This is a genomic window from Kribbella qitaiheensis (genome assembly GCF_042657745.1).
Lineage (GTDB): Bacteria > Actinomycetota > Actinomycetes > Propionibacteriales > Kribbellaceae > Kribbella > Kribbella qitaiheensis.
Window position 1 is genome coordinate 223,242 of record NZ_JBHSKE010000005.1, and the last position, 25,955, is coordinate 249,196.

A 25,955-nucleotide genomic window follows, 5' to 3' on the forward strand; every position below is an offset into this window, starting at 1 on the left:
CGCCCGCCCTGGCGTTCTGAGCGTGCTCGGCGCGCGCAAGCGACAGTTAATTTATGAACGCTCGCTTTATATATAGGATGGGTGAGTGGCAGGCAAGGGGTCGGACATGGGCAAGGGAACGGTCGGCGGCGGCGGTACGACGATGCTGCGGCGGATCAATGTCGCTGCGGTGCTGGACGCGGTTCGCCGCTCGGCACCGGCACCGCTGCGGGTCGCGGAGCTGGTGGAACGCACCGGCCTGGCCAGACCGACCGTGGCGCAGGCAGTCGACGAACTGCTGGACGCCGGTTGGCTGCAGCAGCACGGCCCCGACTCTGCCGACCGCTCGCTCGGTCGACCGGCCATCCGGGTCTCCCTGCGCGGCCGCGCGGCGCCCGTGCTCGGCCTGGACGTCGGCCCGCATCGCGTCACCGTCGGCGTCTCCGACCTGGCCGGACGCAAGCTCTCACTGGTACGCCGGTCCGGACCCGGGTGGACCGCCCAGGAGCTCCTGGGGGTCATCAGCGAGGTGATCACCGAGGCACTGGCCGAGGCGGAGGTGCCGGCGGAGGACATCGCCGCAGCGGTTGCCGCGAGTCCCGGCATCGTGGACGAGCACACCGGCCGGGTCCAGCTGGTCCCGAGCGTGCCGGGCTGGTCTGCGATCGACCTGACCAAACACGTCCGCAGCCTGCTCGACTGCCCGGTCATACTCGACAACGACGCCAACCTGGCGGCCCTGGCGATCGCCGCGGCCCGTGGCGGCACGGGGACCCTGCTGGCGGTTCAGTGGGGCGAGCGGCTCGGTGCCGGCATCGTGATTGACGGCCGGCTGCACCGGGGTACTGGCGCCGCTGGTGAGATCGGCTTCATCGCCACCGGCCCGGACGACGTGATCAACCCCGAGGACAGCCGCGGTCCGCTGGAACGCGCTGTCGGCTCGGAGGCGATCGCGGCCCTCGGGCGTCAGGCTGTGCTCGACAACCCGGACTCCCGGCTGGCAGAGCTCGGCCGGGACCAGCTGGACACGGCCGACGTGTTCGCCGCCGCGGCCGAGCGTGATCCCGTTGCTCAGGCGGTCGTGCAGCAGGTGGCCCGGGACTTCGCCCGGGCTCTCGCGCCGGCAGTACTGGTGCTGGACCCGACAGCTGTCGTGATCGGTGGCGGTGTGGCGCGTGCGGGTGCTGTGCTGCTCGACGCGATCTCCGACCAGCTCCGGCTGCTGACGCTGAACCACCCCAAGCTCGAGCTCTCCGCCCTCGCGGAGGACGCCGTAGTCACCGGTGCCATGCGGATGGCGCTGGACGAGGTCTGGCAGCGCAAGCTCCCGACCCCGGCGCTGACGACACCCGCCTAGTCCGGGTCAGTCCACCGGTTGGTGCACGGTGCGGTGGGCCGGGTACCAGGTGTCGCCGGCGGGCTTGCCCTCGATGTTCCAGCTCCAGCTCGTGGTGGGGACGATCCGGCTGTAGAGGCCGGGGCCGACCATCCCGACGCGCTCGATCGGTAGCTCCGCCCGGCCGTAGACCCGGAGGCAGCGGGCGATGAACGGCTCCAGCGAGACCAGGTCATCGATCACCAGAGCGACCTTGTCGCGGCCGGCCCTCAGGTTGCGGAACTTCCGCGTCTGCGCGACACCCGGCCCTACCCCGCCGACCCAGAAGACGCCGTCGTCGAGCTCGAACGCCACCGGGACCAGGTCGGGCTGCCCGTTGTCGCCCGACGTCGCCAGCCGGGCGAGCGGCTGCGACCGCATGTACGCGATCTCTTCGTCGGTGAAACCCATCAGTCCTCCTCAATAGACGTGGTCACCCTCTACACGAACGGGCGCCCTCCTGGATCGACAGCCCGACGAGGTCAGATCTGGACGAGGAGGTCGGCGATCGCGTCGGGCCGGTCCAGGTGGACCAGGTGAGCCGAGTCTGGCAGGACTTCGACCGTCGCGTTCAGCTTGGCCGCAAGGGCACGCTGCCCGGCCAGCCAGCGGCTGGCGGTGAACCGCGAACTGCCTCCAGTGGCAACCAGCAGGACCGTCGGCGGCAGGTCCTCCGGCGGATGCTCCAACAGCGCGGCCACCTCGGCCGCCAGCGCCCAACTGCTCGCCAGCTCGTCCCAGAAGAGCAACCACGACTCCGGCGCGCCGTACCGAGCCCTGGCTGTTGCCTTGGACAACAGATCTCGGTTGGTGGCACTACCGACCCGGACCAGCAACCGCCGTGCGGCCGGCCCGAGCAGCGCCGGTACGCCGAGCCGGCCGAGGAATCCCAGCAGTGCGCGGATCCCGCGGTCGGCGGCTGTGCCAGGGTAGAGCCAGCGCAGGCCGGTCTCCGAGGTGAGGCTGGTGTCGACCAGGATCAGCCGGTCCACCTCGAACGGCCGGGTGAGCATCCACCGCAGAGCCGCGAGTCCGCCGATGGAGTGACCGACCAGGCCGACGGGCGATTCCACCCCGGCTGCCGAGCTGAGCACGTCGGGGGCGGAGGTGACCGGAGTACTCCAGGGGTCGATCAGGCGGAGCTCGCACGAGGGCAGCAGCGAGACGACCCGGCCGAACTCCTCAGGCGTCTCGGCCAGCCCCGGCAGCACCACCCAGCGCGTACTCATCGGAGCAAAGCCTGCCTCACCCCGGGCGGCGCTGTCGCCGGGATTTCACACACGCCCGGGAGTTGGATGGCTGCCATGAGGGCCAGCGTCGCAGAGGCCGCCAAGCGGCCAGGTGGGATGATCGCACGGTGTCATCGCCACAGGACGTGCCGAACTGGCAGCACCGGGCTGCTGTCTGGGTCGGCCGCGTGGTCGTGGCCGCCTCGGTCTGGTCCTTCCTCGCGATCCCGCTGCACCTGTTCGCACCGGCGTACGTGCGCAAGGTCGACCTGGCCTTCGAGTTCTTCGGGATCCCGGCCGGTCACACGTTCTTCTCCGCGGTCTACCTGGCCGTCATCGGCAGTGCGTTGCTGCGCGGGAAGCGAGCGGCGCTGCTCTGGGTGCTGTGGGTCTTCGAGGTGCTCTGGCTGGTCACCCAGATCGCCGCGGTCGCGTTCACCAGCGTCCGGCTGGCCAATCCGGACGACGCCGCGCTGCTGGAGGAGTTCGGCGGCCCGGCCAGAATCCAGGACCTGGAGCTCGGCATCGCCCAGCTGGTCGTGGTCTCCGCGCTGATCGTGCTGCTGTGGAAGATCCGCGGTGCCTTCCCGGCCCGGGTCGCGCCCGGTAGCCGGCGGCAAGCGATCGCCGCCCTGGTCGCCGGGCTGATGGTCTCGATCGCGGTCAGCGTCACCCTGACCCAGATCTTCCCGAACACCCTGAGCGGCCAGAAGGAGAAGATCGGCTGGGCGGTGATGGCCGCGCTCGGCCAGAGCCGGACCAGGATCGGCGCCGGTCACGAAGGGCACGGCTGGGTCGGCCTGACCGTCGGCGCGATCTCGGCGGCCTCCCTGGTGATCGCCTTCGCCATCTTCCTCCGCTCGGTCCGCCGGGTCCGCTACCTGAGCCAGCCCGAGGAACTGCGCCTCCGCCGCCTGCTGCTCCAGTACGGCGAACGCGACTCGCTCGGGTACTTCGCCACCCGGCGCGACAAGGCCGTGGTCTTCTCCCCGGACAACGAGGCCGCGATCGCGTACCGGGTGGTCAACGGGGTCAGCCTGGCCAGTGGCGACCCGCTCGGCGATCCGGCCGCCTGGCCCGGCGCCATCAACCGCTGGCTCGCCGAGGCCCGGACGTACGGCTGGTCCCCCGCGGTGCTGTCGGCCAGCGAGGAGGCCGCCCACGCGTACGTCGACGCAGGGCTGCGCGCGCTCGCGATGGGCGACGAGGCGATCATCGACGTCGCTGACTTCACCCTCGAGGGCCGGACCATGCGGCCCGTCCGGCAGGCGGTCACCCGGGCCCAGCGGTCCGGATACCACGCCGAGGTGGTCCGGCACGGCGACCTGTCCCCCGCGACCCTCGCCGAGTACGTCGAACTCGCGGAGCACTGGCGGGGCGCTCAGACCGAGCGCGGCTTCTCGATGGCCCTCGGCCGGCTCGGCGATGCGTCCGACGCCCGGTGCGTGATGGTGATCGCCCGGGACGCCGACGGCGCAGTACGGGGTCTGCTGTCGTTCGTGCCCTGGGGTGTGCGCGGGGTGTCGCTCGACCTGATGCGGCGCGATCCGGAGTCCGTGAACGGTCTGATGGAGTTCATGGTCAACGCGCTGGTGGACGCCTGCGGTGATCTCGGCGTGCACCACATCTCGCTGAACTTCGCCATGTTCCGGGAGATCTTCAGCGATGCCGAGCGGGTCGGAGCCGGGCCGGTACTGCGGATCACCAACGCCCTGCTCACCGCCGCCTCCCGGTTCTGGCAGCTGGAGAGTCTCTACCAGTCGAACGAGAAGTATCTGCCGCGCTGGTCGCCCCGGCTGATCTGCTACTCGCGCGGCGCTTCCCTTGCCCAGGTGTTGCTCGCGGCCGGCACGGCTGAGGGATTCCTGCCCGCACCCCGGCCGTGGACGCGGGTCGACACGGCGGAGACTGCCGAGCGGCACGCGATCATGGCGGCCGACGGCGGCCAGTTCGCCCTCGCGGTCCGGAAGCAGGAAGAGGAGCTCCTGCGGCCCGCGCTGCCGGATCGCCGGCTCACCGAGCAGGAGCGGATCCGGCGCGGCAAGCTCGCCGGACTGGTTGCCGCTGGCATCGAACCCTACCCGGTCTCGGTGCCGAGGACGGAAACCCTGGAACGGATCCGGGCGGTGCACCAGAACCTGCCCGCCGACCATCACACCGGTCACCAGGCATCGGTCACAGGCCGTGTCACCCGGATGCGGAACCACGGCGGGCTGGCCTTCGCCGAGCTGCAGGACGGCCTCGCGAACCTCCAGGTGATGCTCACCGCCGATACCTGTGGCGCCACCTCGCTGGAGCATTGGCGCAGGCTCGTCGACATCGGCGACCATGTCAGCGTCACGGGCGAGGTGGTCACCAGTCGTCGGGGTGAGTTGTCGCTCGCGGCGACCGGCTGGCTGATGGCGGCGAAGTGCCTGCATCCCTTGCCGGACAAGCGAAAAGGCTTCAGCGATCCCGAGGCCCGGGTGCGCCAGCGCCACCTCGACCTGGTGATGAACCCAGACTCCCTGCAGATGATGCAGTACCGCAGTACCGCAGTACGGGCCCTGCGCAACGGGTTCGAGAGTCGTGGGTTCATCGAGGTGGAGACGCCGATGCTGCAGGCCGTACACGGCGGGGCGAACGCGCGGCCGTTCGTCACCCACATCAACGCCTACGACACCGACCTGTTCCTGCGGATCGCGCCCGAGCTGTTCCTGAAACGGCTCAGCGTCGGCGGACTCGGCAAGGTGTTCGAGCTCAACCGGAACTTCCGCAACGAGGGCGCCGACGCGACCCACAACCCCGAGTTCACCTCGGTCGAGGCCTACCAGCCGTACGCCGACTACGTGACGATGCTCGAGCTGACCCGGGAACTGCTGATCGAGGCGGCCACCGCGGTGTTCGGGAAGCCCGTCGTGCAGCGGCCGGACGGCGAGATCGACATCTCCGGCGACTGGCCGGTCGTCACTGTGCACGACGCGGTGAGCCGGGCGACCGGCGTACAGGTGGACTCCGGGACGTCGCCCGAGCGGCTGCGGGAGCTCTGCGCGGAGCACGGCGTACACGCCGGATTCGACCTGTCCGCAGGAGAACTGGTGCTCGAGCTGTACGACGAACTGGTCGAGCCGACAACCACCCTGCCGACCTTCTACACCGACTTCCCGGTCGAGACGTCGCCGCTCACCCGAACGCATCGCAACGACCCGCGGCTGGCCGAGCGGTGGGACCTGGTCGCCTTCGGCGCAGAGATCGGTACGGCGTACTCCGAACTGGTGGATCCGGTGGAGCAGCGGCGGCGGTTGACCGAGCAGTCGCTGAAGGCGGCCGCGGGTGACCCCGAGGCGATGTCGCTGGACGAGGACTTCCTCAGCGCGCTCGAGTACGCGATGCCACCGACCGGTGGACTCGGCATCGGCGTCGACCGGGTGATGATGATGCTCACCGGCCAGAACATCCGCGCCACCCTCGCCTTCCCGTTCGTCCGGCCCGCTCCCCGCCTCTGAACTCTGTCGGAAACGTTGACCGCCGAGTCGGGAACCGCGGCTACGGGCCGAGCAGACCGCCGACGCCTTCGAGCAGGTCGACCACTGGATCGACCACCGGTGTCAGGATCTCGACCACCGGCTGCAGCGGCCCCGGGGGCGGATTGGTCGGTTCACTCGGCTCGTCCGCCGGCGGATCTGCTGCCGGGGGCGGGTCGGCAGGCGGCGGGTCGGCAGGTTGGGTCGGCTGCGAGGTCGTCGGCGAGGTCGGTTCGGTGGCCGGCTTCGACGCCGTGGTGGTGCCGGACTTCGAGGTGGTCGTCCGCTTGGTCGGCGAGGTCTGCGTTCCAGCCTTGGGCTGGGTCTTCCCTGCCGACGCGGACCCGGTCGACCCTGCCTGTTGCTGTCCGACCGTCGGCGCACCCCGGTTCGCTGTACCGGCAGGCACGACGACGTCAGGCAGTTTGACATCCAGCGCCGGGTCGCCCGGGCCGACGGCCGTCGACTCGTCAGCGCCACCTGGCGTCGGCGGCATCCCCTCCATCCGCACCGAGGTGTCGCCGCCCGGACCGACAGGCAGTAGACCCGCCTGAGGCTCGGTGGGCGCCTGCCCGGCCGCGTAAGGCAGCAGCGGACTGTTGAAGGTCGGCCCGCCCAGCAGACTGCTCGTCATCAACAACAGGTACGCGGATGTCGGTGCGATCACCAGCGCCGCCGCCCGGCGCCGTGCACGACCGCGCCGGCCGGCCGGACCGACGGCCGGCTTGCCAAAGAATGCGTTCATGATTTCCCCCCTGCAGCCCCAGGTTCGGCAGATTACGCCATTTCCAGCGGGAGGAGAAGACACTAATTAACCGCACCACCCGATATCAGCCGTCCAGCGCGGGAAATCCTGCATCCACGCGAGGAACACCATCACCACAAGGCGATCGGCCGGTCGCCGTGCGTCATCACAGCCGCGATTGTTGCCGTCAGCCACCGCCTGCCCCGCATTTCCGGAATTGTCCGGACTCGATACTCGCGAGCGCCGGAATTACGCCATCGATTGCAGGCCGACGACCGACAGGAGGCGGAGTTTCTCGGCCGCGTCGGAGCCGGGGGCCGCGGTGTAGACGACGATGCGCAGGTCGCTGCCCGGGACGGTGAGCACGTCGCAGTCGAGCGCGATCGCGCCCAGCTCCGGGTGGTTTACCGTCTTGCGCTCGGACCCGTGGAAGGCGATGACCGGTTCTTCCCACAGCCGCGCGAACAGCTCACTGCCACCACGGAGCTCGTCGATCAGGGCTCGCAGATCGGGATCCTTCGGATAGCGCGCGGTGGCGGCACGCAGGTCGGTCACCATCGCGTCCATGAAGTGCTCCGCCTGCTCGGGCGTCTGGACGACCCGGCCGAACCCGCCGACCGCGCCGTCTTGGGCAAGCGCGGAGAAGTGCCGCCAGATGATGTTGCGGTGCCGACCCCGCAGCTCCGACGGATCGCCGATGAGCGCTGCCCAGAGGGGATTCCAGCTGATCATCGTCCATGCCGCGTCGCACACGCTGAGCGGCGCACCTTCCAGCTGGTCGACCAGCCGCTGCACACCAGGCGGGATGTACGCCGAGATGCGGCCGGGCGCCGGCTCGACCTGACCTGCGAGCACGAACAGATGGTTGCGCTCGGCATCATTCAGCCGGAGCGCCCGGGCCAGTGCGGTGAGCACCTGGACCGATGGCGCGGAGGACCTTCCTTGTTCGAGCCGGATCACGTAGTCGACCGAGAGACCGGCCACTTGCGCCAACTCCTCGCGCCGGAGCCCGGGGGCTCGCCGCCTGTCTCCCTTGGGCAGGCCGGCCTCGACCGGCGTCACCCGATCCCGCCAGGCGTGCAGCGTCCTTCCGAGTTCTCCCACCTCGCCAGTATGTCCGCCGCTACCTAAACGAGCCTGGTACTGCCAGTCCATAGGACATGCGGTGCTCTATCTGTCTCCGCGAGCAGCAAGCAGCCTGGAGGACATGACCACAACACTGATCACCGGAGCCAACAAGGGCCTCGGCTACGAGACCGCTCGCCAACTGATCGCCGCCGGCCACACCGTCTACCTCGGCGCCCGCGACCTCGAACGCGGCCGTCAGGCGGCTGACGAGCTGGGCGGCCGAGCAGTCCAGCTCGATGTCACGAACGACGAGTCGGTGGAGGCAGCGGCGAAGCTGATCGCTGACGAAGCAGGCGGGCTCGACGTACTCGTCAACAACGCCGGTATCGCCGGCCCGGCCGCGTCCGCGACGGAGCTGACCGGGGACGACTACCAGGCGGTCTTCGACACCAACGTGTTCGGACCCGTGCGGGTCCTGCACGCGTTCCTGCCGTTGCTAGAGGCAAGTAGTATCGGCGTGATCGTCAACGTCAGCAGCGGCCTCGGCTCGGTCACCGCCGCCACCGACCCGCAGGCCCGTGAGGCAACCGTGCCGGGCTGGATCTCGGCGCCCGCCTACGCCGCATCCAAGGCCGCGCTGAACATGATCACCGCGCAGTACGCGCACCAGTTCCCGCACCTGCGCATCAACGCGGTCGACCCCGGCTACACCGCCACCGATCTCAACGCCCACACCGGGCCCCAGACCATCGAACAAGGCGCCGAGATCATCGTCCGTCTCTCAACCATCACGTCCGAAGGACCCACCGGCCGGTACCTCAGCCTGATCGGCGTCGTCCCCTGGTAACTCGGGCGCACTAGATGTTGCCGGCCAGGACGTTGGTGACCTCTCGGCCGAGCAGTGGCGGCGCTGGTTGTGGGGGTGGGGACACCAAGACGGGACCACCTCGGACACGGTATTTCTTGTCCGAGAGCCTGTTGCACAATGACCGACCGCTCGAGCTCGGTGGGGACCGAGTGCTGATCTGCCCTGAAATCAGGGTGGCCGTCGGGCGGGAAGGCCACATCGGCGAAGAAAGTCACGGCGTGTTGGTGTGGACAGAGTGGTCCAAATCCATTTTGCAACAGGCTCTCGAGGTCCCCGCTTGTTGTCCGAGATCCCCGAATGGTGTCCGAGATCCCCGGATGGTGTCCGAGATCCCCGGATGTGTTCGGACCGCCATAGGCGCTCGGCCGAGCAGACACCTGGATGCGCGGGTGAGTGCTGGGGTGGCCCGGACCGCCAGCACTCACCACCACTCCCGACCCTCTGGCGCGCCGCCTGACGGCGCCGGGCCCGTCACCTATCGGCAAGGTTGCTGAGTGGTGGCCGTCCGCCGGATCACCCAGCCCCTGCGCCGACGCCGCGACCCGATGCCCGCATAGCCCTGTGGCCCGACTGACAGACCCTGAACCAGCTACTGCTCCGGCCTCATGTGTCACCAACGTTTGGCCGAGCACACCTAGAGGATCTTGTCGAGCAGGCCGAGTAGGGCGTCAGCCAGGGACGGCTGGTCGGGCTCGTCCGGGTTGCTCGGGGTGTCCGGGGGTGGCGGCGGGTCGGTCGTCGGTGGCGGGGGCGGCGGGGTCTTGGTAGCCGGCGGGACGGAGGGGTCGGGGTGTTCGGCGGGGTTGGTCGTCGAACTGCCGGGAACCTGGGGCTCCGCGGGCCGGTCGACCGAGCCGGGGGCCCGGCCCCGCGAGTCGGCGACGGAGCGTTCGTTCCATCGGCCGCTGGTCGACGGGTCATCCGCCGACCGGCCAGTGGTCGAGCGGTCGTCGGCCGAGCCGGTCGACGGGGCGACCGTCGGTGGGGCGGCCGGCGGGACGGATGGGTTCGAGACCTCGGGCGGGATGGGCGGGAAGTTCTTGGCGGGCAGACGACTCGGCTGGGGGCCCGCGATCGGGCTGGTCGCGTCCACACCACCGGCGCCCGGCAGCGGGATCAGGGGCGCGCCGAGGCGCGGCCCACCCAGCAGGCTGACGGACACCAGGACGGCATAGACGCCCGCAGGGGCGGCGACGAGAACGGCGATCCGGCGAAGCCCCTCACGCTTGCGCCGGAACCTGCGTCGTTCTGCCTGTTCTTCCTCAGAGAACGGCTTCACAAGTCCGGGAGAGTAGCGGTTGACCAGCCGATTCAAACAGTCCTTGGAACTGTTTTCACCATCACGACGCGATATCAGCCAGCAACGTGACCTGACTGCGACCGACCCCGCACAGAGAGTCAGCATCGGCTCGCTGGTGGACGGCAGACCGCACGATCCTGTGCCAACCTGCTCCCATGACTAGCGGACTCCTGCTGCACGGACTCGGCGCCACCGCCCGGGTCTGGGACGGCTGGCCCTCACCTGACCAGTGGTTCGCCCCGGACCTGCCGGGTCACGGCTCGGCCGCACCACTGCCGGAGTACAGCTTCGGGTCGATGGCGGCGGCCGTCGCCGAGAGCCTGCCGGTACGGCGTGGGCTCACGGTGCTGGGGCACTCCCTCGGCGGGGTGATCGCGCTCGAACTCGCCAGCGGTCGGTACGACGTACAGGTGGATCGGGTGGTCGCGCTCGGCGTCAAGGTCGCGTGGTCCGAGGAGGACCTGGCGCGGGCGGCCGCGCTGGCGGCGAAGCCGGTGGCCTGGTTCGAGACCCGGGACGAGGCGGCCGCGCGGTACCTCAAGGTCTCGGGGCTCCAGGGACTCGTCGATCCGGCCAGTGCCGCGGTGGACCACGGCCTGGTGCGTGAAGGTGAGAAGTGGCGGCTGGCCCTGGATCCGCGGGCCTTCGGCGTGGGCGCTCCCGAGATGGCGAGGTTGATCACCGAGAGCCCGGCGGACGTGGTGCTGGCGCGCGGTGAGCTAGACCGGATGAACACCGACGCCGAACTCGTAGCGCTGCACGATCGGGTCGTCACCCTGCCTGACCTCGGCCACAACGCGCACGTCGAAGACCCGGCAGCGGTGGCAGCGACTACCCGCTGATCGTCAGCACTCGATGACGTTGACGGCGAGGCCGCCGCGGGAGGTCTCCTTGTACTTGACCTTCATGTCGGCGCCGGTCTCGCGCATCGTCTTGATCACCTTGTCCAGGGTGACCACGTGTACGCCGTCGCCGTGCATCGCCATCCGGGCCGCGTTGATCGCCTTCACCGACGCCATCGCGTTGCGCTCGATGCACGGGATCTGAACCAGCCCGCCGACCGGGTCGCAGGTCAGTCCGAGGTTGTGCTCCATCGCGATCTCGGCGGCGTTCTCGACCTGCTCGGGAGTCCCCCCGAGCACCTCGCACAGACCGGCCGCGGCCATCGAGCAGGCCGAGCCGACCTCGCCCTGGCAGCCGACCTCGGCACCGGAGATCGATGCGTTCTCCTTGTAGAGAACGCCGATCGCCGCGGCCGCGAGCAGGAACCGGACGACGCCGTCCTCGGTCGCGCCGGGGACGAACCGGCGGTAGTAGTGCAGCACCGCGGGAATGATGCCCGCGGCACCGTTCGTCGGCGCGGTGACGATCCGGCCGCCGGAGGCGTTCTGCTCGTTCACCGCGAGCGCGAACAAGTTGACCCAGTCCATCACCTTCAGCGGATCCACCGACCACTTGTCGCTACACAGCTTCTGGTGCAGCGCGTGCGCCCGGCGCGGCACCTTCAGGCCGCCCGGAAGGGTGCCCTCGGTCTCGCAGCCCTCGTCGACGCAGTCCTGCATCACCTGCCAGATGTGCAGCAGGCCGGCCCTGATCTCCGGCTCGGTCCGCCAGGCCAGCTCGTTCGCGAGCATCACCTCGCTGATCGGCAGCTGCGACTCGCGGCAGCGGTCGAGCAACTCGGCGCCGGACAGGAACGGGTACTTGAGCGGCGTGCGGTCCTGCACGATCCGGTCCCCCGCCGCGGCGTTCTCGTCGACCACGAACCCGCCGCCGACCGAGTAGTACGTCCGCTCGCGCAGACAGGAGCCGTCGGCCGCACGGGCGACGAACGTCATCCCGTTCGGGTGGTACGGCAGCGCCTTGCGCCGGTGCATGACGAGCTGGGTCTTCTCATCGAAGGCGATCTCGTGCCGCCCGGCGAGCCGCAGCTTGCCGGCCGCAAGGATCGCGGCGACCCGGCTGTCGACCGAGCGGGTGTCGATCGTCTCGGGGTCCTCCCCCTCGAGGCCGAGGATGACCGCCTTGTTGCTGCCGTGCCCGTGACCGGTCGCGCCGAGCGAGCCGAACAACTGGGACTCGACGGCCGTCGTACGGTCCAGCAGGTCGTCGTCGGCCAGGCCGAGAGCGAAGGTCCGGGCGGCTCGCATCGGTCCCACGGTGTGGGAGCTCGACGGGCCGATCCCGATGCTGAACAGATCGAAAACACTGATCGCCATGTGCGGAGGTTCCTTCCGGTCGTCATTGACCGATTGGTTTGCCTCCCCTATCTGTCGGACTGCTGTCCTCCAGAGGTGCCTCGCCCGTGCGGTGAAGGTGCCTGAGAGATTCTTGGGGAGAGTTGCTCCTACGGCGCCCGGTTCGAGCCCGGGTCTCTCCCGCACGGGTTCATGCGGCTGCTGTGTAGTTGTCGGCAGTTGTCGGACGCCTGGACGGTACGGCGCTGTCGCCACGCCAGTCAATCCAGCGATGGAGGTGGTTCCCTCTCGCGATGGATCCGGCCCCGGCGCCCAGAGGCGAGGCTGAGGTCATGACAACGACCGCGCGTACTCCGGACGTGGTGCGGGGGCCTCCGGCGTGGATGAGCTGGGTCCCCCGGCTGGCCCTCGGCTGGGCAACCGCCTACGGCCTCGTGCGGGTCTGGTTCGCCACCGGGCACGCGCCGGAGTGGAAGTTCCCGGGTGGCGATCTGCTGATCCCCGACTGGCAGTCGGTGGCGGCCTGCCTGGTCAGTGCGGCTCTGGTGGTCGCGGCGACCACCTGGCCGCAGTACCGGCCGGTGATCGGGCTGCTGTGGGCGGCGGCCGCTGGGTGGGTCGCCGTGTCCGCCATGGCTCTCCTGGACGTCGTCGGCGGGATGCTGCCGGGGCTGGGGATCCCCTGGGACCTGGCGGGGATGCTCAGTCGGTTCGGTGCACTCGCGGGCGCAGCGCTGCTGGCCGGGACGGCTCTGGCTCGGCAACGTCAACTGGATCCGACCTGCTTCGGGTGCAGCGGCCGCAGGCAGGCACTGACCTCAACACCGAGGTGGGCAGTGGCAGCAGCCTGGTTCGCGGCCGGGGGCTGCGTGCTCCGCTTGGCGGCCCAGGCTGTCGTCGGCTTCGACACAACGCCGTATGCCGCCAGTCTCTCGATGCTGCTCTTCGAAGGCGGCTTCCTGCTCGCCGGGATCGCGCTGCCGCTACTGCTCGTCTACCGGCTCGGCAAGGTGTTCCCGCGGTGGATGTTGCTGCTACCGGGCGCCGGCCTCGGCGCGGGCATCACGGCGTACTTCGGTGTCGGCCTGCTGCAGATGATCGCGGAGACCCTGCAGGGCAAGGTGGCGTTCGACGGCATCGACCTACCGCAGAGCTTCTTCTGGGTGGCAGTGCCGGCGTACCTCGTCTGGGGCGTGGGCCTGGCAGTCGCCACCTACGGCTACTACCTGCGGACTCGCAAGCCCTGCAGGAGGTGCGGCAGTCGCTAGCGGAGGCGGCCGGTGCGCTCGGCCCAGAGTTCGAAGAACCAGGTGAACAGGGGCGGGATGCTCGCGGCCAGGGCGAGCAGCGTGGTCAGCCAGGTCCAGCGCAGCGGCTTGCGGACGACGGCGACCGTGATCACGTAGGCGATGAAGATCGTGCCGTGGATCGGCCCGAAGATCTTCACGCCGACTTCGTTGTCCGACAGCACGTACTTGAACAGCATGCCGATCAGCAGCCCGGTCCACGAGACCGCCTCGGCGATCGCCACCACCCGGAACCACCTGGCGTACTTCGATCCGGTGCCGACGTCGGTCGCATCGATGGGGCTGGTGGCGGGGCTCGTGGCGGGAGTCGTCTCAGTCATCAGGTCTGTGACCCTAACAAGTCCCCCAAGCGAGCCGAGGGATCGGTCCGGGGTCAATCCCGATGTGCGCCGGAATGCGATTGCCGAGGATCGGGTCGTTCCCCAACGAGAAGGAAGACCTGTGAATCTCAGACTTCGAAGGGCCGTCGCAGGGGGTGCGGTGCTGGCGACCGCCCTGGCCGGCGTCACCTTCGCTCCGGCGCCCGCCACCGCGACCGCAGTACCGGAGACAACAGCACAAGGCTTGCGGTGGTCGGACTGTCTGCCGGAGGCAGGCGATACCGAGGAGGACAAGGAACTCCTCAAGGGCTCGCAATGCACCACCCTGCAGGTCCCGGTCGACTGGAACCGTCCGCACGGCCCGACCTTCGGACTGGCACTCGCCCGCCGGCCCGCGAAGGATCCGAGCCACCGGGCGGGCTCGCTGGTGTTCGGACCGGGTGGGCCGGGCGACTCCGGGGTGGAGCGGATCCGGACCGGAATGAGCAGGTTCAGCGCGAACCTGCAGGACCGGTTCGACATCCTCAGCTTCGACCCGCGCGGGATCGCCCGCAGCAACCCGGTGAAGTGCTCTGCCGCCCTGCTGGCTCAGCAGCCGTCGCCGATCATCCGGTCGCAGGCGGAGTTCGACCAGACGCTGCGATACAACCGGAAGCTCTCCAAGGACTGCAGGGCCAACACCGGACCGGTGTACGACCACATCGACAGCCTGCAGACCGTGCACGACCTGGACGCGATCCGGGCGGCTCTCGGCGAATCGAAGCTGACGTTCCACGGCAGCTCCTACGGCACGCTGCTCGGCGAGCTGTACGCCGAGACGTATCCCAGCCGGGTCCGGGCGATCGTGCTGGAGAGCGTGGTCGACCACAGCCTGGGCACCAGCGCGTTCCTCGACACCCAGACGTCGACCGCCCAGGACTCCTTCGACGAGTTCGTGAAGTGGTGTGACGCCAACACCGCCTGCGTCCTGCACGGGCGGGACATCCCTGCTCTGTGGGCGAGCCTGCTGGCTCGCGCCGACCGCGGCAAGCTGCCGAACCCGAAGGAGCCGAACACGACCCTGCCGCCGTTCATGCTGAGCTACTTGGCCTTCCGCCAGCTCTACGACCCGCAATGGCCCGTGCTCGCCGGGCTACTGAAGCAGCTCGACGAGAGCAAGCCGCCGGTGGTCGTGACACCGCCGGCACCCACCGGGCTGCAGTCGAACACGTTCGCCGTGTTCTGCCAGGACTGGAGCCTGCCGGTGAACAGCTATTCGCAGTACTCCGCTCAGCTGAAGCGGTTGGCCAGGGACCACCCCGAGATGAAGTACCCCGGTGCGCTGCTCGCGATCGCCAGTTGCCTCGGCTCACCGACCCAGGTGGACAACCCGCAGCACCGGCTGAAGATCCGCGGCCTGCAGACGCCGTTGTTGCTGATCAACTCGATCCACGATCCGGCCGCGGGCTACAACTGGGCGACAAACGTCGCGCGGCAGCTCGGCCGTCAGGGCGTCCTGCTCACCTACGAAGGCTGGGGACACGGCAGCTACACGACCAGCCCTTGCGTGGAAGGCGCCGTGGATAGCTATCTGGTCTCGCTCCGGCTGCCCGCTCGCGGCGACTCCTGCCCCGCGATCCCGCCGGCCTGACCTCCGGGCACGGCAAAAGAACCGGGACCCCCTCGCCAGCAGGGAGAGGGGGTCTCGGTCCGCCCGGACCTCACTTGCGGTTCAGACGTGGACCAGGTCGGCTTCCTGGACCCTGGTCAGCGCGGCGCCCCCATACGCGCGGGCTGACAGGTCGAGGAGTTCGGCACAGGCCATTTCGAGCGCCGCGGACTGCGACGAGCAGCGGTCGGCGAACCAGTAAGGATCGTCGGGCTGCACGTCGTCCGTGTCGTCGATGTCGGCGTACCAATGGTGGTCACCACCGCAGGCACAGTGAACTACCCGCACTCGCAGGTTCATCGGACTTTCCCCCCGTATACAGATCCCTGGGATCCCCCCCGGGTCCCAGTCGGGGCCAGCTCGGCCGGCGCGTGGTCGCGGCCCCCCACTGCCACGCGCCGAGCCGAGATTGACCCTCCCCCGCTCGCTACATCGTGGCGGACCCGCCCGGCGTTACTGGTTGTGACGACATTTTTTTAAGTCAGCGCTTCACTACGCTCGGTGCCTTCCGTCACGCTCCGCGAGAACACCCGGTCCGCAGTCGCCCGGTCACTCCGGGAGGTTCGAACGGACCCACTGCTCCAGGCCGTCGGGGGTGATCGGGAGGGCCTCGGTGAGGATCTCCAGGCGGTCGGAGTGGACGACCACGTTGTCCTCGATCCGGATGCCGATACCGCGAAGCTCCGGCGGGATGGTCTCGTCGTTCGGGTGGAAGTAGAGGCCCGGTTCGACGGCCAGGGCCATACCCGGCTCCAGGTCGGCGGCGAAGTACGTCTCGGGGCGGGCCGAGTCGCAGTCGTGCACGTCGAGCCCGATGTAGTGCCCGAGACCGCAGACGACGTACCGGCGGTGCTGCTGCCCGTCCGCGCCGAGCGCCTCGTCGAGGGACACGTCGATCACACCCCAGTCGCGCAGCCCCTCCACCAGTACCCGCATCGCCTCGTACTGGAAGGCCCGGTACGGCGCACCCGGGCGGACCGCCTCCAGGGCGGCGAGCTGTGCCGTGTGCACCAGGTCGTACACCTGGCGCTGGGCCGGGGTGAACTCCCCCGTCACCGGGAAGGTCCGGGTCACGTCGGCCGTGTACAGCGTGCGGGTCTCCACGCCGGCGTCCAGCAGGATCACGTCGCCCTCGCGGACGGCGCCGTCGTTCCGGACCCAGTGCAGCACCGGCGCGTGGTTGCCTGAAGCAACGATCGACGCGTACCCCGGACCGTTGCCCGCAGTACGGGCGCGGCGGTCGAAGGTGCCCTGCAGCCAGCGTTCGCCGCCGCCGCGGACGGCCTCGGGGAGCTCCCGGGCGACGTCGGCGAAAGCGAGCACGCTGGCGGCGACCGCCTCGCGCAACTGGTCGAGCTCCCAGTCGTCCTTGAGCCGGCGCAGCTCGGCGAGCGTCTGCCGCAATTCCTGGCTGTCCGACGGCCGACCATCGACCAATGCGTCGAGCAGCGGTTCCACGCCGTGGGTGGTCATCATCCACGGCACCGCACCACGGACCGCGGCCGGAAGTTCCTCGATCGGGCGGCACGGCAGTTGCAACGCGTCGGACCAGTCCTTCAGGCCCGGCACCGGTCCGATCCACAGCTCGCCGTCGCGGGCGTTCGCGAAGAAGTCGACCTCGGTCGGGCCTGCCGTCTCGCGCAGGTACAGCGTCGCGTCGCCGGCAGCGGAGATCACCAGCACCGATCCCTCGGCCTGGCAGCCGGTCAGCCAGACGAAGTCGCTGTCGGCCCGGAAGAGGTAGTCGGTGTCGTTCGACCGCACGGGCGACCGGCCGGCCGCCACCGCGATCCGGCGTCCCGGCAGCGCGGCGCTCAGCTTCCGCCGGTGCTCGGCGGCCGCCTCGGCCAACCCCGCGGGCACCTGGACCGACCGATCCACCGGCCCCCAGCCTCGCGCGATCGACTCCCGGAACCCGACCGCATCAATCGGCCGGTACGACTTCCGCTGTTCCTCGGTCCGGTCTTCACTCATCTGCTCCCCTAGTGCTCCGTGTGCTGGTTCCCTCTAGTGATACTGGTGTCCAGGTGGGCGCATCGCAAGGCGGAGGCGAAGCCTCCGGCGAACCGACGTGCACCGGCGCCCCGTGCACCTGCGGCATCCGCGCAGTCACCTGTACCGCGGTCGCCGCCAGCGCATCACCAGGTTGGCCTGGGTGATCCCGGCGCGTGGCCGGTGGTCGGCGCGACCAGCCCGTCTCGGTAGAGGCGGCGAGCCCCGGCAGGCGTGGCGGGGTTCATCGGCTTCTCCCGACTAGGTCAGCCCCGAGCGCGGAAGGCTGCGAGGAGGCCGGCTTCGGAGTCGAGCATGTATTGGTGGAGCTGGTCCGCGGCCTCTGCGTACCGGACTTGTTCGAGGAGTTCGAGGAGGGATCGGTTGCGGGCGATGTAGGGCTCGTGCAGGGCTTGCGGCGACGTGTCGAAGCGGGCCGGGCTGGCGATGGACCGGGTCGTCTTCGTGCTTGGCGCCCTGATGATCGCGCTGACCACCTACATCGCGATCACCTCCGGCCCACCGGTCGGCCAGGCGCTGAAGAACGTGGTGCTGCCCGAGCAGGTCAGCTTCCTGGCCATCACCACCCTGATCGGCGGCACCATCGGCGGCTACATCGTGTACGCCGGTGCGCACCGGCTGCTCGACTCCGGCATCAGCGGGCCCGGGCACGTCAGGGACATCACCCGGGGCTCGGTCACCGGCATCCTGATCACCGGCGTGATGCGGATCGTGCTGTTCCTGGCGATCCTCGGCGTGGTGGCCGGCGGCGCGAAGCTGGACCCGGCGAGCCCGGCCGCCTCCGCGTTCGAGCAGGCCGCGGGCGAGGTCGGCCTGCGCGTCTTCGGGATCGTGCTCTGGGCCGCCGCGATCACCAGCGTGATCGGCGCGTCGTACACGACGGTCTCGTTCATCACCTCGCGGACGAAGACGAGCGACCGGCTCCGAACCGCTCTGGTGGTCGGCTTCATCGTCGTCACCACGATCATCTACCTGTCCGTCGGGACCGCTCCGACCACCCTGCTGGTCTTCGCCGGCGCCTTCAACGGCCTGTTGCTGCCGGTAGGCATCGGTGTGCTTCTCTGGGTGGCATGGCGGCGCAAGGATCTGTTCAACGGGTACGAGTACCCGGCCTGGCTGCTCCGCATCGGCGGTGCGGCCTGGCTGCTCACCATCTACCTGGCGGTGCGCTCCGTCCGCCCCGTCATCGAGCTGTTCAGCTGACCAAGGACGCCTGGAGGAGGACCTGATGAACACCATCGATCTGAACGCCGATCTCGGCGAGGGCTTCGGCAGCTGGGCGATGGGGGACGACAACGCCCTGCTCGACGTCGTCACCAGCGCGAACATCGCCTGTGGCGCCCACGCCGGCGACCCCTCCATCATGCGGGCGGTCTGCCGGCGGGCCGCCGATCGCGACGTCGCGATCGGCGCGCACGTCGGGTACGCCGACAAGCCGGGCTTCGGCCGCCGGTTCATCGACATCGAGCCGGCCGTACTGCGCGACGAGGTGATCTCCCAGCTCGCCACGCTGGACGCCTTCGCCCGGATCGCCGGGTCCGAGGTCCGGTACGTCAAGCCGCACGGCGCGCTCTACAACACCATCGGGCACCACGAGGAGCAGGCCGCGGCCGTGGTCGAGGCGATCTCGGACTACGACCGCAGCCTGCCGGTGCTCGGCCTGCCGGGCGCGGTCTGGCTCCGGCTGGCCGAGGAGGCCGGGCTGACCGTCGTGCACGAGGCCTTCGCCGACCGCGCGTACACGCCGGACGGCACGCTGGTCTCGCGCCGGCTGCCTGGCGCGGTACTGCACGACGGTCCCGCGATCGCGCGTCGCTGCGTGGCGATGGCCACCGGCGCGCCGATCACGGACATCGACGGCGGCAAGCTGAAGCTGCAGCCCGAGTCGATCTGCGTGCACGGCGACACCCCGGGCGCGGTCCAGATCGCGCAGCGGGTGCGGCAGAGCCTCTGGGACGCGGGTGTCGTGCTGACCCCGTTCGCGGCCTGATGCGACTGCTGCCCTGCGGCAGCAGCGCGCTGCTGGTGGAGCTCGACGACCTCGACGAGGTGCTCGGCTACTACGCGGCACTGCTGGCCGAGCCGCCGGACGGTGTCGTCGACATCGTCCCGGCGGCCCGGACGGTGATGGTGGTGACTGACCCGGCCCGGACCGACCTGGCCACGCTCGAGCGGTTCTTGCGCGACACGGTGGCGCGCAAGGACAGCCGGGCCGGCGGCGACCTGGTCGAGATCCCGGTCGTCTACGACGGGGAGGACCTGGCCGATGTCGCCGGACTGCTCGGGTGCGACGTGGTCGAGGTGATCCGGCGGCACACGGCGGACGAGTGGACCGTGGCGTTCTGCGGGTTCGCCCCGGGGTTCGGGTATCTCACCGGGCAGTCGCGGTGGGATGTGTCGCGGCGCAAGTCACCCCGGACGAAGGTGCCGGCCGGATCGGTGGCGCTGGCCGGTGAGTTCAGTGGCGTCTACCCCCGCGAGTCCCCCGGCGGGTGGCAACTGCTCGGGCGGACAGAGGTCGCCGTGTTCGACCAGACCCGTGACCCGGCCGCGCTGTTGCAACCCGGGCGACGCGTCCGCTTCATCGACGTGAGCACGCGATGACGGCGCATTTCGCAGTACTGGAGACCGGGCCGTTGACCACTGTCCAGGACGCCGGGCGGAGTGGTCAGGCAGCTCTTGGCATCGGGCGGTCGGGCGCGTGCGACCGAGCGTCGTACGAACTCGCGAACCGGCTGGTCGGCAACAGTCCGGGAGCCGCCGCGTTGGAGGTCACCTTCGGCGGATTGGTGCTGGAAGCCCAGGCGGATCTGGTGTTCGCGGTCACCGGGGCTCCTTGTCCTGGCGTCCCGCTCAACGCGCCTGCCACCTTGCGGGCCGGTGAGACCCTGCGCCTTGGTGTGCCGCGCAGCGGGCTGCGGACGTACGTCGCGATCCGGGGCGGGGTTGATGCCGAGGTCGTGCTCGGCTCCCGGTCGACCGACTTGTTGTCCGGGCTCGGGCCCGCGGTCCTCGAGGCCGGGGACGTCCTGACGGCCGGCAAGGATCATGGGCGGATGCCTGGTGTCGACCTCGCACCGGTGGCGGACCCGTCCGCTGGCGAGGTCGTCGCGCGGGTGCTGCCCGGTCCTCGGCGGGACTGGTTCACCGAAGCGGGGTGGGCGTCCCTGACCAGGCAGACCTACACCGTGAGCAGCAACAGCAACCGGATCGGCGTACGGCTCGAGGGTGAACCGCTGGAGCGTGCCCGTGAAAGTGAACTCCCCAGCGAGGGGATGGAACTCGGCGCACTGCAGATCCCGCCGTCGGGACTGCCGGTGCTGTTCCTCGCCGATCATCCAGTGACGGGCGGCTATCCCGTGATCGCCTACGTCGCCGGGGCGGACCTGGACGCCTGCGCCCAACTCCGCCCCGGTCAGTCCTTGCGCTTCACCGTGTCGTTCTAGAGGACGAATCCGGTCGGGAAGGGGTCGTCTGGGTCGAGCAGGTACTGACCCATGCCGGTGATCCAGGCCCTGCCGGTGACGGTCGGTACGACGCCCGGGTGGTCGCCGACGGTGGTCTCCGAGAGCAGCCGGCCGGTGAAGCGGGTACCGATGAAGGACTCGTTGACGAAGTCCTCGTTCAGCCCGAGTTCACCGCGGGCGTGCAACTGGGCCATCCGCGCGCACGTGCCGGTGCCACAGGGCGACCGGTCGAACCAGCCAGGGTGGATCGCCATCGCGTTGCGCGAGTGGCTGCCGTCCCGGCCCGGCGCGGTGAACTGCACATGTTTGCAGGAATGGATGCTCGGATCGAGCGGATGCACCGGGCGGTCGGTGGCGTTGATCGCGTCCATGATGTCCAGCCCGGCCTGGAGAATGCGGTCCTTCTCCGACCGGTCGAACGGGATGCCGAGCTGCTCCAGCGGCAGAATCGCGTAGTAGTTGCCGCCGTAGGCCAGGTCGTAAGTGAGCTCGCCGAGGCCGTCGACCTTCACCGTCGCGTCCAGGGCGTGCGAGTACGCGGGCACGTTCTGGATCGTCACGTGCTCGGCGCGGCCGTTGCTCACGGCAACCTCCGCGACGACCAGACCGGCCGGGGTGTCCAGCCGCACCCGGGTGAGCGGCTCGGTCACCTCGACCATGCCGGACTCGACCAGCACGGTGGCGACGCCGATCGTGCCGTGGCCGCACATCGGCAGGCACCCGGAGACCTCGATGTAGAGCACGCCCCAGTCGGCGTCCGGCCGGGTCGGCGGCTGGAGGATCGCGCCGCTCATCGCCGAGTGCCCGCGCGGCTCGTTCATCAGGAACAGCCTGAGGTCGTCGTCGTGCTCGAGGAAGTACTCGCGCCGCTCGGCCATCGTCGTACCGGGGATGACGCCGACGCCGCCGGTGATGACGCGAGTCGGCATCCCCTCGGTGTGCGAATCGATGGCGCTCAGGGTGCGGATCGACCTCATGTCAACGACTCCACTGCCTTCTTCATGTCCTGCTCCAGTTGGGCGAGGTGCTCCGGCACGAGCGGTCCACGCGGCGGGCGGCAAGGGCCGCCGTACCGGCCGACGTAGTCCATGCCATACTTGATCGCCTGGACGAACTCGACCCGCGAGTCCCACCGGAACGCCGCGACCAGCGGCTCGTAGAGCGCCCTTGCCTCCTGCAGGTTACCTTCGAGCGCCAGGTTGAAGAGGCTGACGGACTCGGCCGGGAAGACGTTGGGGAATCCCGCGAACCAGCCCGTCGCACCCATCAGCAGGGCTTCCAGGGTGAGGTCGTCGGCACCCGCGACCACCGTGAGGTTCGGCGCGGACTCGCGGATCTCGAGGATGCGCCGGACATCGCCGGAGAACTCCTTCACCGCGACGATGTTCTCGATCTCCGCCAGTTCCGCGAGGATGTCCGGAGTCAGGTCGACCTTGGTGTCGTGCGGGTTGTTGTAGACCATCACCGGCAGCCCGGCCTTGGCGACCTCGGTGTAGTGGTGGATCACCTCGCCACGGTTCGCGCGGTACATGGTCGGCGGCAGGCACAGTACGCCGTCCGCGCCGTCCTCCGCCGCCTTCTCGGCCCACGAGCGGGCCTGGTGCGCACCGGCGCCGTGTACGCCGACCACGACGATCCCGTCGTCGCCGACCGCCTCGATCGCGGTCTGCGCGACCTTGCGGCGCTCCTCGTCGGTGAGGGACGAGTACTCCCCCAGCGACCCGTTCGGGCCGACACCCCGGCAGCCGCTGTCGATCAACCAGCGGCAGTGCTCGGCGTACCGGTCGAAGTCGGGCCGCAACCCGGCCGGCGCGGCGGCGTCCTCGGCGTACGGCAGGGCGGTGGCGACGATCACGCCATCCAGTTTCTCGCTCACAAGTCCTCCTGAATCTCTGCTGTTGCTAGGTCTCCGAGCCGCACGGGCTGCCCCACCGGCCTCTTGAAATCGCTGCTTGTCTCTCTTGCTGGTACTGCGTTGTCGTGCGTGGCGAGGTCTGCCACGGTGCGGGCGCAGACGCGTCCCTGGCAGAGGCCGAGGCCGACCCGGCAGGTCAGCTTGAGGCTTCTGCCTGTGGCTTGCCGTTGGCTGACCGCTTCTTGCAGGTCGGCTCGGCTGACTTCCTCGCAGCGGCAGACGAGGGTGCTGTCGTTGCTCCAGGTCTGCCAGCCGGGTTTGACCGGGTACGCCTTCGCCAGAGCCGCGGCGAAGCGTCTCGCCTTGATGACTGCCCTGTTGTTCGGCGGTCGGGTGGTTGCTTGTAGTAAGAGGGCTGCTGCGGTGCCGGCCACTTCGCCTTCTGCTGCGGCGAGTGCGGCGCCGCCGATGCCGGCGAGCTCGCCTGCGGCGAACACTCCTGGCGTGCTGGTCTGCTGGTTCTCGTCGACGATGACTGCTGGTCCACCGTCGGGTCCGGTGCCGAGGTGACAGCGGGCCGAGATCGCCAGTTCCAGTTGGGCGGTGAAGCCGAAGCCCAGGCAGACGGCGTCGACCTCGAGGTGCTGTTCGGTTCCGCTGATGGGGTTCCAGTCGTGGTCGAGCTTGGCGGTGGTGACGGACGCCACTCGGTCCCCGCCGTGGGCAGCGATGACGGTTCTTCCGTGCTTCAGGGGGATGCGGTGGCGGGCGAGGAGCGCGCCGTACCCGAACGCTTCGGTTAGCTTGCTGGGGGCAACCAATGGGTCGGTGAGCCAGCCTCTCAGGACCGTCGATGGCCGGTTGGCTTCCAGGAGGGCGACCACCTCGGCACCGACGCCGATGAGGGACTCGGCGACCGGTAGCAGGAAGGGGCCTGTTCCTGCGACGAGGACGCGCTTGCCGATTGCGATGCGCTGGCCTTTCGCCAATGCCTGTGCGGCTCCGGCGCTGTAGACGCCCGGGAGATCCCAGCCTGGGAAGGGGAGCACGCGGTCGTACGCGCCGGTCGCCAGGACGACTGCTGTCGCGACGACGGGCCAGACGCGTCGTCCGACCGCATCCGCTGGACCTTGCTGCAACCACAGCCGGGTGGTCATCCGTTTGTGCGCGACCTCTTCCGGGGACTGTGCGTCCCGCTCGATCGCCCAGACCGAGGTCTCGGTGAGGTGGGTGATCCTGCTGTGGTTGGCGATCCGGTCGCGCTGCCTTGAGAACTCGCCCCACCCGTGCTGCAGCCGCTCCGGCCTGCGCGCTTTGAACTCCACGGGCAACTGCCGATGGAACTGCCCGCCCACCGCCCGGCCGGCATCAACAAGCAGAACCTGGACCCCTGCGTCTGCCGCCGCCAATGCAGCCGCCATCCCGGCCGGCCCCCCGCCGACCACTACTACAAGGTTGGTTCGCGCCGCCTTCCGCTCGGCAGAAGCGCCGGCCGGCGTCGCAGTACCGGCTGCTTCGGAGGTTGCTGGAAGGACGGCGCCTTGCTGGGTGGTGATGGTGTCTCCGGGACTGATGGTTCGTTGGCAGGCGCGGACGTCCGGGGTTCCGTTGACGACGACCAGGCAGTCGAAGCAGGCGCCGATACCGCAGAAGACTCCGCGGGGGCGCTCGGCACCTCGGGTGGTCCGCCACGAGTCCCGCCCGCTCGCCATCAGCGCGGCGGCGACCGTCTGCCCCGGGCGCGCTTCGAGGGACTCGCCATCGACGAGGATGCGAACCGGAGTACCGGGCCGCGGTTGCGACGGATCGCCTTCAACTGAACGCAAGTACGGGCTCATGAGACCACCGATGCCGGCAACAACGCTGGTCGGTCGATGCGGAACGGGTTGGGATCAACGTGCGGCGTGAGGCCGAGAAAGAGTTCGGTGATCAGGCGACCTGTGGACGCCGCCAGGCCGATGCCCGCGCCCTCATGACCGGTCGCGTGCCAGAGCCCTTCGATCCGTGGATCGGCACCGATCACGGGGAGGTGGTCCGGCGCGTAAGGACGGAAGCCGCCGTAGGCCCGCATCACCGACACGTCGGCGAGGAACGGGAACAGGCCTACCGCCTTGCGCGCGAGCTCCCGCAGTACCTTCACGCGCACAGCGTCGTCGAACCCGATCCGCGCCCGGCTCGACCCGATCAGCACCGTGCCCCCGCGGGTGGACTCCACCACGGTCGAGGTCTGGAGATCCGCCTCGCCACTACCGACCGCCCCGACGTAGTCCGCGTCGTACACCTTGTGCCGCACACAGAGCGGCAGCGGTGCCGTCACCAGGATCATCCCGCGCCGCGGCAGCACCTGGATCGGACCACCGGCCGCTTCACTGAACGCCCCGGCCCACGGCCCACACGCATTCAGCACCGCGCCACACGAGATGACCCCCGCATCCGTCTCGAGCCCGATCACCCGCCCGGCGGCGGACCGGCGTACGGCCAGAGCGTTGACGCCGGCGCGTACCTCACCCCCACGCGCCCGTACTGCGGCCAGCAACGCCGTGGCCGCGAGTACCGGCTGGAGCTGTGCATCATCGGGGTAGTAGGCGGCGGTCGTCACCGCGCGAGTCAGCAGAGGTTCGAGCTCGAAAGCCTCGGCGGGGCTGATCACGCGGGCATCGACCCCGGCGGTCCGTTGCACCTCGGCGAACGCATCCAGCGGCGCGGGATCGGTGGTCGCGACTACCAGGCCGCCCTTGGGCTCCCACTCCACGTCGGCAAATCGCTCGGGCAGGCGCCTCAGTACTACGGGCCACTCGCGGCGGGACGCGATCGCGAGGCCGAGCTCCGGGCCTGGCTCCTTGTCGGAGACCAGCACGTTGCCCTCGCCGGCGGCGGTGGTTCCACCCGCCACGCCGCCGCGATCGACCACCAGGACCCGCACCCCGGCCGCGGAGAGCGCCTCCGCGCAGGCAGCGCCGACGATCCCCGCCCCCACGACGACAACGTCGTACCCGGTCGCCAGGACCATCCGCACACCTCCCGAACGTTCACTAAAATGAACGCTTCGAATGTACGACGCAGGACCGGCCCGGGTCAAC

23 protein-coding genes and 1 riboswitch are annotated in these 25,955 nt (G+C 69.7%); of the genes, 10 read left to right on the forward strand and 13 right to left on the reverse strand.

Annotated elements, in window-relative coordinates; genetic code table 11:
• Positions 1-106 precede the first annotated feature (106 nt).
• Positions 107-1,336: an ROK family transcriptional regulator gene (locus tag ACFPJ1_RS04125; RefSeq protein WP_380101458.1), complete on the forward strand. Its 1,230-nt coding sequence runs from the start codon at positions 107-109 to the stop codon at positions 1,334-1,336.
• A gap of 6 nt (positions 1,337-1,342) precedes the next feature.
• On the opposite strand, the gene ACFPJ1_RS04130 is transcribed toward ACFPJ1_RS04125, so the two are convergent.
• The gene (locus tag ACFPJ1_RS04130) at positions 1,343-1,765 is read right to left on the reverse strand and encodes a PPOX class F420-dependent oxidoreductase (RefSeq protein WP_380101459.1); all 423 of its coding nucleotides are present in this window, start codon (positions 1,763-1,765) and stop codon (positions 1,343-1,345) included.
• 71 nt (positions 1,766-1,836) lie between these two features.
• Entirely contained in the window at positions 1,837-2,583 is a 747-nt protein-coding gene (locus ACFPJ1_RS04135) for an alpha/beta fold hydrolase (protein WP_380101460.1), read from the reverse strand.
• Positions 2,584-2,711: 128 nt separating this feature from the next.
• Between ACFPJ1_RS04135 and lysX the strand changes: the two genes are divergently transcribed.
• The gene (gene lysX, locus ACFPJ1_RS04140; protein ID WP_380101461.1) at positions 2,712-6,068 is read left to right on the forward strand and encodes a bifunctional lysylphosphatidylglycerol synthetase/lysine--tRNA ligase LysX; all 3,357 of its coding nucleotides are present in this window, start codon (positions 2,712-2,714) and stop codon (positions 6,066-6,068) included.
• A 40-nt stretch (positions 6,069-6,108) separates the two neighbouring features.
• Here lysX and ACFPJ1_RS04145 read toward each other — a convergent pair whose 3' ends face one another.
• Both ACFPJ1_RS04145 and ACFPJ1_RS04150 read right to left on the reverse strand, forming a co-directional pair.
• Positions 6,109-6,831 (reverse strand): hypothetical protein, encoded by a 723-nt coding sequence (locus ACFPJ1_RS04145; protein ID WP_380101462.1) that lies wholly within the window; start codon positions 6,829-6,831, stop codon positions 6,109-6,111.
• A gap of 249 nt (positions 6,832-7,080) precedes the next feature.
• A complete protein-coding gene (locus ACFPJ1_RS04150) occupies positions 7,081-7,935 on the reverse strand; it encodes a helix-turn-helix transcriptional regulator (RefSeq protein ID WP_380101463.1) in 855 nt (284 codons plus the stop codon).
• Positions 7,936-8,038: 103 nt separating this feature from the next.
• On the opposite strand from ACFPJ1_RS04150, the gene ACFPJ1_RS04155 reads away from it, so the two are divergent.
• Complete coding sequence (locus ACFPJ1_RS04155) at positions 8,039-8,746, forward strand: SDR family NAD(P)-dependent oxidoreductase (protein WP_380101464.1); 708 nt, start codon at positions 8,039-8,041, stop codon at positions 8,744-8,746.
• A gap of 655 nt (positions 8,747-9,401) precedes the next feature.
• Here ACFPJ1_RS04155 and ACFPJ1_RS04160 read toward each other — a convergent pair.
• Entirely contained in the window at positions 9,402-10,046 is a 645-nt protein-coding gene (locus tag ACFPJ1_RS04160) for a hypothetical protein (protein WP_380101465.1), read from the reverse strand.
• A 176-nt stretch (positions 10,047-10,222) separates the two neighbouring features.
• Between ACFPJ1_RS04160 and ACFPJ1_RS04165 the strand changes: the two genes are divergently transcribed.
• Positions 10,223-10,909: an alpha/beta fold hydrolase gene (locus ACFPJ1_RS04165; protein ID WP_380101466.1), complete on the forward strand. Its 687-nt coding sequence runs from the start codon at positions 10,223-10,225 to the stop codon at positions 10,907-10,909.
• A gap of 3 nt (positions 10,910-10,912) precedes the next feature.
• Here the strand turns inward: ACFPJ1_RS04165 and ACFPJ1_RS04170 are convergent, their stop codons facing one another.
• A complete protein-coding gene (locus tag ACFPJ1_RS04170) occupies positions 10,913-12,286 on the reverse strand; it encodes an L-serine ammonia-lyase (RefSeq protein WP_380101467.1) in 1,374 nt (457 codons plus the stop codon).
• A 79-nt stretch (positions 12,287-12,365) separates the two neighbouring features.
• A riboswitch (glycine riboswitch) is annotated at positions 12,366-12,458 on the reverse strand.
• A 139-nt stretch (positions 12,459-12,597) separates the two neighbouring features.
• Between ACFPJ1_RS04170 and ACFPJ1_RS04175 the strand changes: the two genes are divergently transcribed.
• Positions 12,598-13,533, forward strand: a complete 936-nt coding sequence (locus ACFPJ1_RS04175; protein ID WP_380101468.1) for a hypothetical protein — start codon at positions 12,598-12,600, stop codon at positions 13,531-13,533.
• Here ACFPJ1_RS04175 and ACFPJ1_RS04180 read toward each other — a convergent pair.
• Positions 13,530-13,892: a DUF3817 domain-containing protein gene (locus ACFPJ1_RS04180; protein ID WP_380101469.1), complete on the reverse strand. Its 363-nt coding sequence runs from the start codon at positions 13,890-13,892 to the stop codon at positions 13,530-13,532. The genes ACFPJ1_RS04175 and ACFPJ1_RS04180 overlap by 4 nt on opposite strands.
• A gap of 121 nt (positions 13,893-14,013) precedes the next feature.
• Here ACFPJ1_RS04180 and ACFPJ1_RS04185 point away from each other — a divergent pair, with 121 nt between their 5' ends.
• Positions 14,014-15,522, forward strand: coding sequence for an alpha/beta hydrolase (locus tag ACFPJ1_RS04185; RefSeq protein WP_380101470.1), 1,509 nt, complete (start codon positions 14,014-14,016; stop codon positions 15,520-15,522).
• Positions 15,523-15,603: 81 nt separating this feature from the next.
• Here ACFPJ1_RS04185 and ACFPJ1_RS04190 read toward each other — a convergent pair whose 3' ends face one another.
• The gene (locus ACFPJ1_RS04190) at positions 15,604-15,840 is read right to left on the reverse strand and encodes a hypothetical protein (protein ID WP_380101471.1); all 237 of its coding nucleotides are present in this window, start codon (positions 15,838-15,840) and stop codon (positions 15,604-15,606) included.
• A gap of 249 nt (positions 15,841-16,089) precedes the next feature.
• Positions 16,090-17,514: an aminopeptidase P family protein gene (locus ACFPJ1_RS04195; RefSeq protein WP_380101472.1), complete on the reverse strand. Its 1,425-nt coding sequence runs from the start codon at positions 17,512-17,514 to the stop codon at positions 16,090-16,092.
• Between the two features lie 441 nt (positions 17,515-17,955).
• Here ACFPJ1_RS04195 and ACFPJ1_RS04200 point away from each other — a divergent pair, with 441 nt between their 5' ends.
• From ACFPJ1_RS04200 to ACFPJ1_RS04215, 4 genes are read left to right on the forward strand one after another with little or no spacing between them, the layout of a single operon-like run.
• Entirely contained in the window at positions 17,956-18,756 is an 801-nt protein-coding gene (locus tag ACFPJ1_RS04200) for an NRAMP family divalent metal transporter (RefSeq protein WP_380101473.1), read from the forward strand.
• Between the two features lie 25 nt (positions 18,757-18,781).
• Entirely contained in the window at positions 18,782-19,543 is a 762-nt protein-coding gene (locus tag ACFPJ1_RS04205) for a LamB/YcsF family protein (RefSeq protein WP_380101474.1), read from the forward strand.
• Complete coding sequence (locus ACFPJ1_RS04210) at positions 19,543-20,157, forward strand: 5-oxoprolinase subunit B family protein (protein ID WP_380101475.1); 615 nt, start codon at positions 19,543-19,545, stop codon at positions 20,155-20,157. Before ACFPJ1_RS04205 ends, ACFPJ1_RS04210 begins: the two co-directional genes overlap by 1 nt.
• Positions 20,154-20,999 (forward strand): 5-oxoprolinase subunit C family protein, encoded by an 846-nt coding sequence (locus tag ACFPJ1_RS04215; RefSeq protein ID WP_380101476.1) that lies wholly within the window; start codon positions 20,154-20,156, stop codon positions 20,997-20,999. Before ACFPJ1_RS04210 ends, ACFPJ1_RS04215 begins: the two co-directional genes overlap by 4 nt.
• Here the strand turns inward: ACFPJ1_RS04215 and ACFPJ1_RS04220 are convergent.
• From ACFPJ1_RS04220 to ACFPJ1_RS04235, 4 genes are read right to left on the reverse strand one after another with little or no spacing between them, the layout of a single operon-like run.
• Positions 20,996-21,997: a proline racemase family protein gene (locus ACFPJ1_RS04220; RefSeq protein WP_380101477.1), complete on the reverse strand. Its 1,002-nt coding sequence runs from the start codon at positions 21,995-21,997 to the stop codon at positions 20,996-20,998. The two genes, ACFPJ1_RS04215 and ACFPJ1_RS04220, sit on opposite strands and share 4 nt — an antisense overlap.
• Positions 21,994-22,896, reverse strand: coding sequence for a dihydrodipicolinate synthase family protein (locus ACFPJ1_RS04225; RefSeq protein ID WP_380101478.1), 903 nt, complete (start codon positions 22,894-22,896; stop codon positions 21,994-21,996). Before ACFPJ1_RS04225 ends, ACFPJ1_RS04220 begins: the two co-directional genes overlap by 4 nt.
• The gene (locus ACFPJ1_RS04230) at positions 22,893-24,713 is read right to left on the reverse strand and encodes an FAD-dependent oxidoreductase (RefSeq protein WP_380101479.1); all 1,821 of its coding nucleotides are present in this window, start codon (positions 24,711-24,713) and stop codon (positions 22,893-22,895) included. The genes ACFPJ1_RS04225 and ACFPJ1_RS04230 overlap by 4 nt, the downstream gene beginning before the upstream one ends.
• Positions 24,710-25,885, reverse strand: a complete 1,176-nt coding sequence (locus tag ACFPJ1_RS04235) for an NAD(P)/FAD-dependent oxidoreductase (RefSeq protein WP_380101480.1) — start codon at positions 25,883-25,885, stop codon at positions 24,710-24,712. The genes ACFPJ1_RS04230 and ACFPJ1_RS04235 overlap by 4 nt, the downstream gene beginning before the upstream one ends.
• Positions 25,886-25,955 lie beyond the last annotated feature (70 nt).

Excerpts from the sequence above, each read along its gene's own strand:
- ACFPJ1_RS04125 (WP_380101458.1), top strand. The coding sequence starts at position 107 with ATGGGCAAGGGAACGGTCGGCGGCGGCGGTACGACGATGCTGCGGCGG.
- ACFPJ1_RS04130 (WP_380101459.1), bottom strand. The coding sequence starts at position 1,765 with ATGGGTTTCACCGACGAAGAGATCGCGTACATGCGGTCGCAGCCGCTC.
- ACFPJ1_RS04135 (WP_380101460.1), bottom strand. The coding sequence starts at position 2,583 with ATGAGTACGCGCTGGGTGGTGCTGCCGGGGCTGGCCGAGACGCCTGAG.
- ACFPJ1_RS04145 (WP_380101462.1), bottom strand. The coding sequence starts at position 6,831 with ATGAACGCATTCTTTGGCAAGCCGGCCGTCGGTCCGGCCGGCCGGCGC.
- ACFPJ1_RS04155 (WP_380101464.1), top strand. The coding sequence starts at position 8,039 with ATGACCACAACACTGATCACCGGAGCCAACAAGGGCCTCGGCTACGAG.
- ACFPJ1_RS04165 (WP_380101466.1), top strand. The coding sequence starts at position 10,223 with ATGACTAGCGGACTCCTGCTGCACGGACTCGGCGCCACCGCCCGGGTC.
- ACFPJ1_RS04170 (WP_380101467.1), bottom strand. The coding sequence starts at position 12,286 with ATGGCGATCAGTGTTTTCGATCTGTTCAGCATCGGGATCGGCCCGTCG.
- ACFPJ1_RS04175 (WP_380101468.1), top strand. The coding sequence starts at position 12,598 with ATGACAACGACCGCGCGTACTCCGGACGTGGTGCGGGGGCCTCCGGCG.
- ACFPJ1_RS04180 (WP_380101469.1), bottom strand. The coding sequence starts at position 13,892 with ATGACTGAGACGACTCCCGCCACGAGCCCCGCCACCAGCCCCATCGAT.
- ACFPJ1_RS04190 (WP_380101471.1), bottom strand. The coding sequence starts at position 15,840 with ATGAACCTGCGAGTGCGGGTAGTTCACTGTGCCTGCGGTGGTGACCAC.
- ACFPJ1_RS04195 (WP_380101472.1), bottom strand. The coding sequence starts at position 17,514 with ATGAGTGAAGACCGGACCGAGGAACAGCGGAAGTCGTACCGGCCGATT.
- ACFPJ1_RS04205 (WP_380101474.1), top strand. The coding sequence starts at position 18,782 with ATGAACACCATCGATCTGAACGCCGATCTCGGCGAGGGCTTCGGCAGC.
- ACFPJ1_RS04210 (WP_380101475.1), top strand. The coding sequence starts at position 19,543 with ATGCGACTGCTGCCCTGCGGCAGCAGCGCGCTGCTGGTGGAGCTCGAC.
- ACFPJ1_RS04215 (WP_380101476.1), top strand. The coding sequence starts at position 20,154 with ATGACGGCGCATTTCGCAGTACTGGAGACCGGGCCGTTGACCACTGTC.
- ACFPJ1_RS04220 (WP_380101477.1), bottom strand. The coding sequence starts at position 21,997 with ATGAGGTCGATCCGCACCCTGAGCGCCATCGATTCGCACACCGAGGGG.
- ACFPJ1_RS04230 (WP_380101479.1), bottom strand. The coding sequence starts at position 24,713 with ATGAGCCCGTACTTGCGTTCAGTTGAAGGCGATCCGTCGCAACCGCGG.
- ACFPJ1_RS04235 (WP_380101480.1), bottom strand. The coding sequence starts at position 25,885 with ATGGTCCTGGCGACCGGGTACGACGTTGTCGTCGTGGGGGCGGGGATC.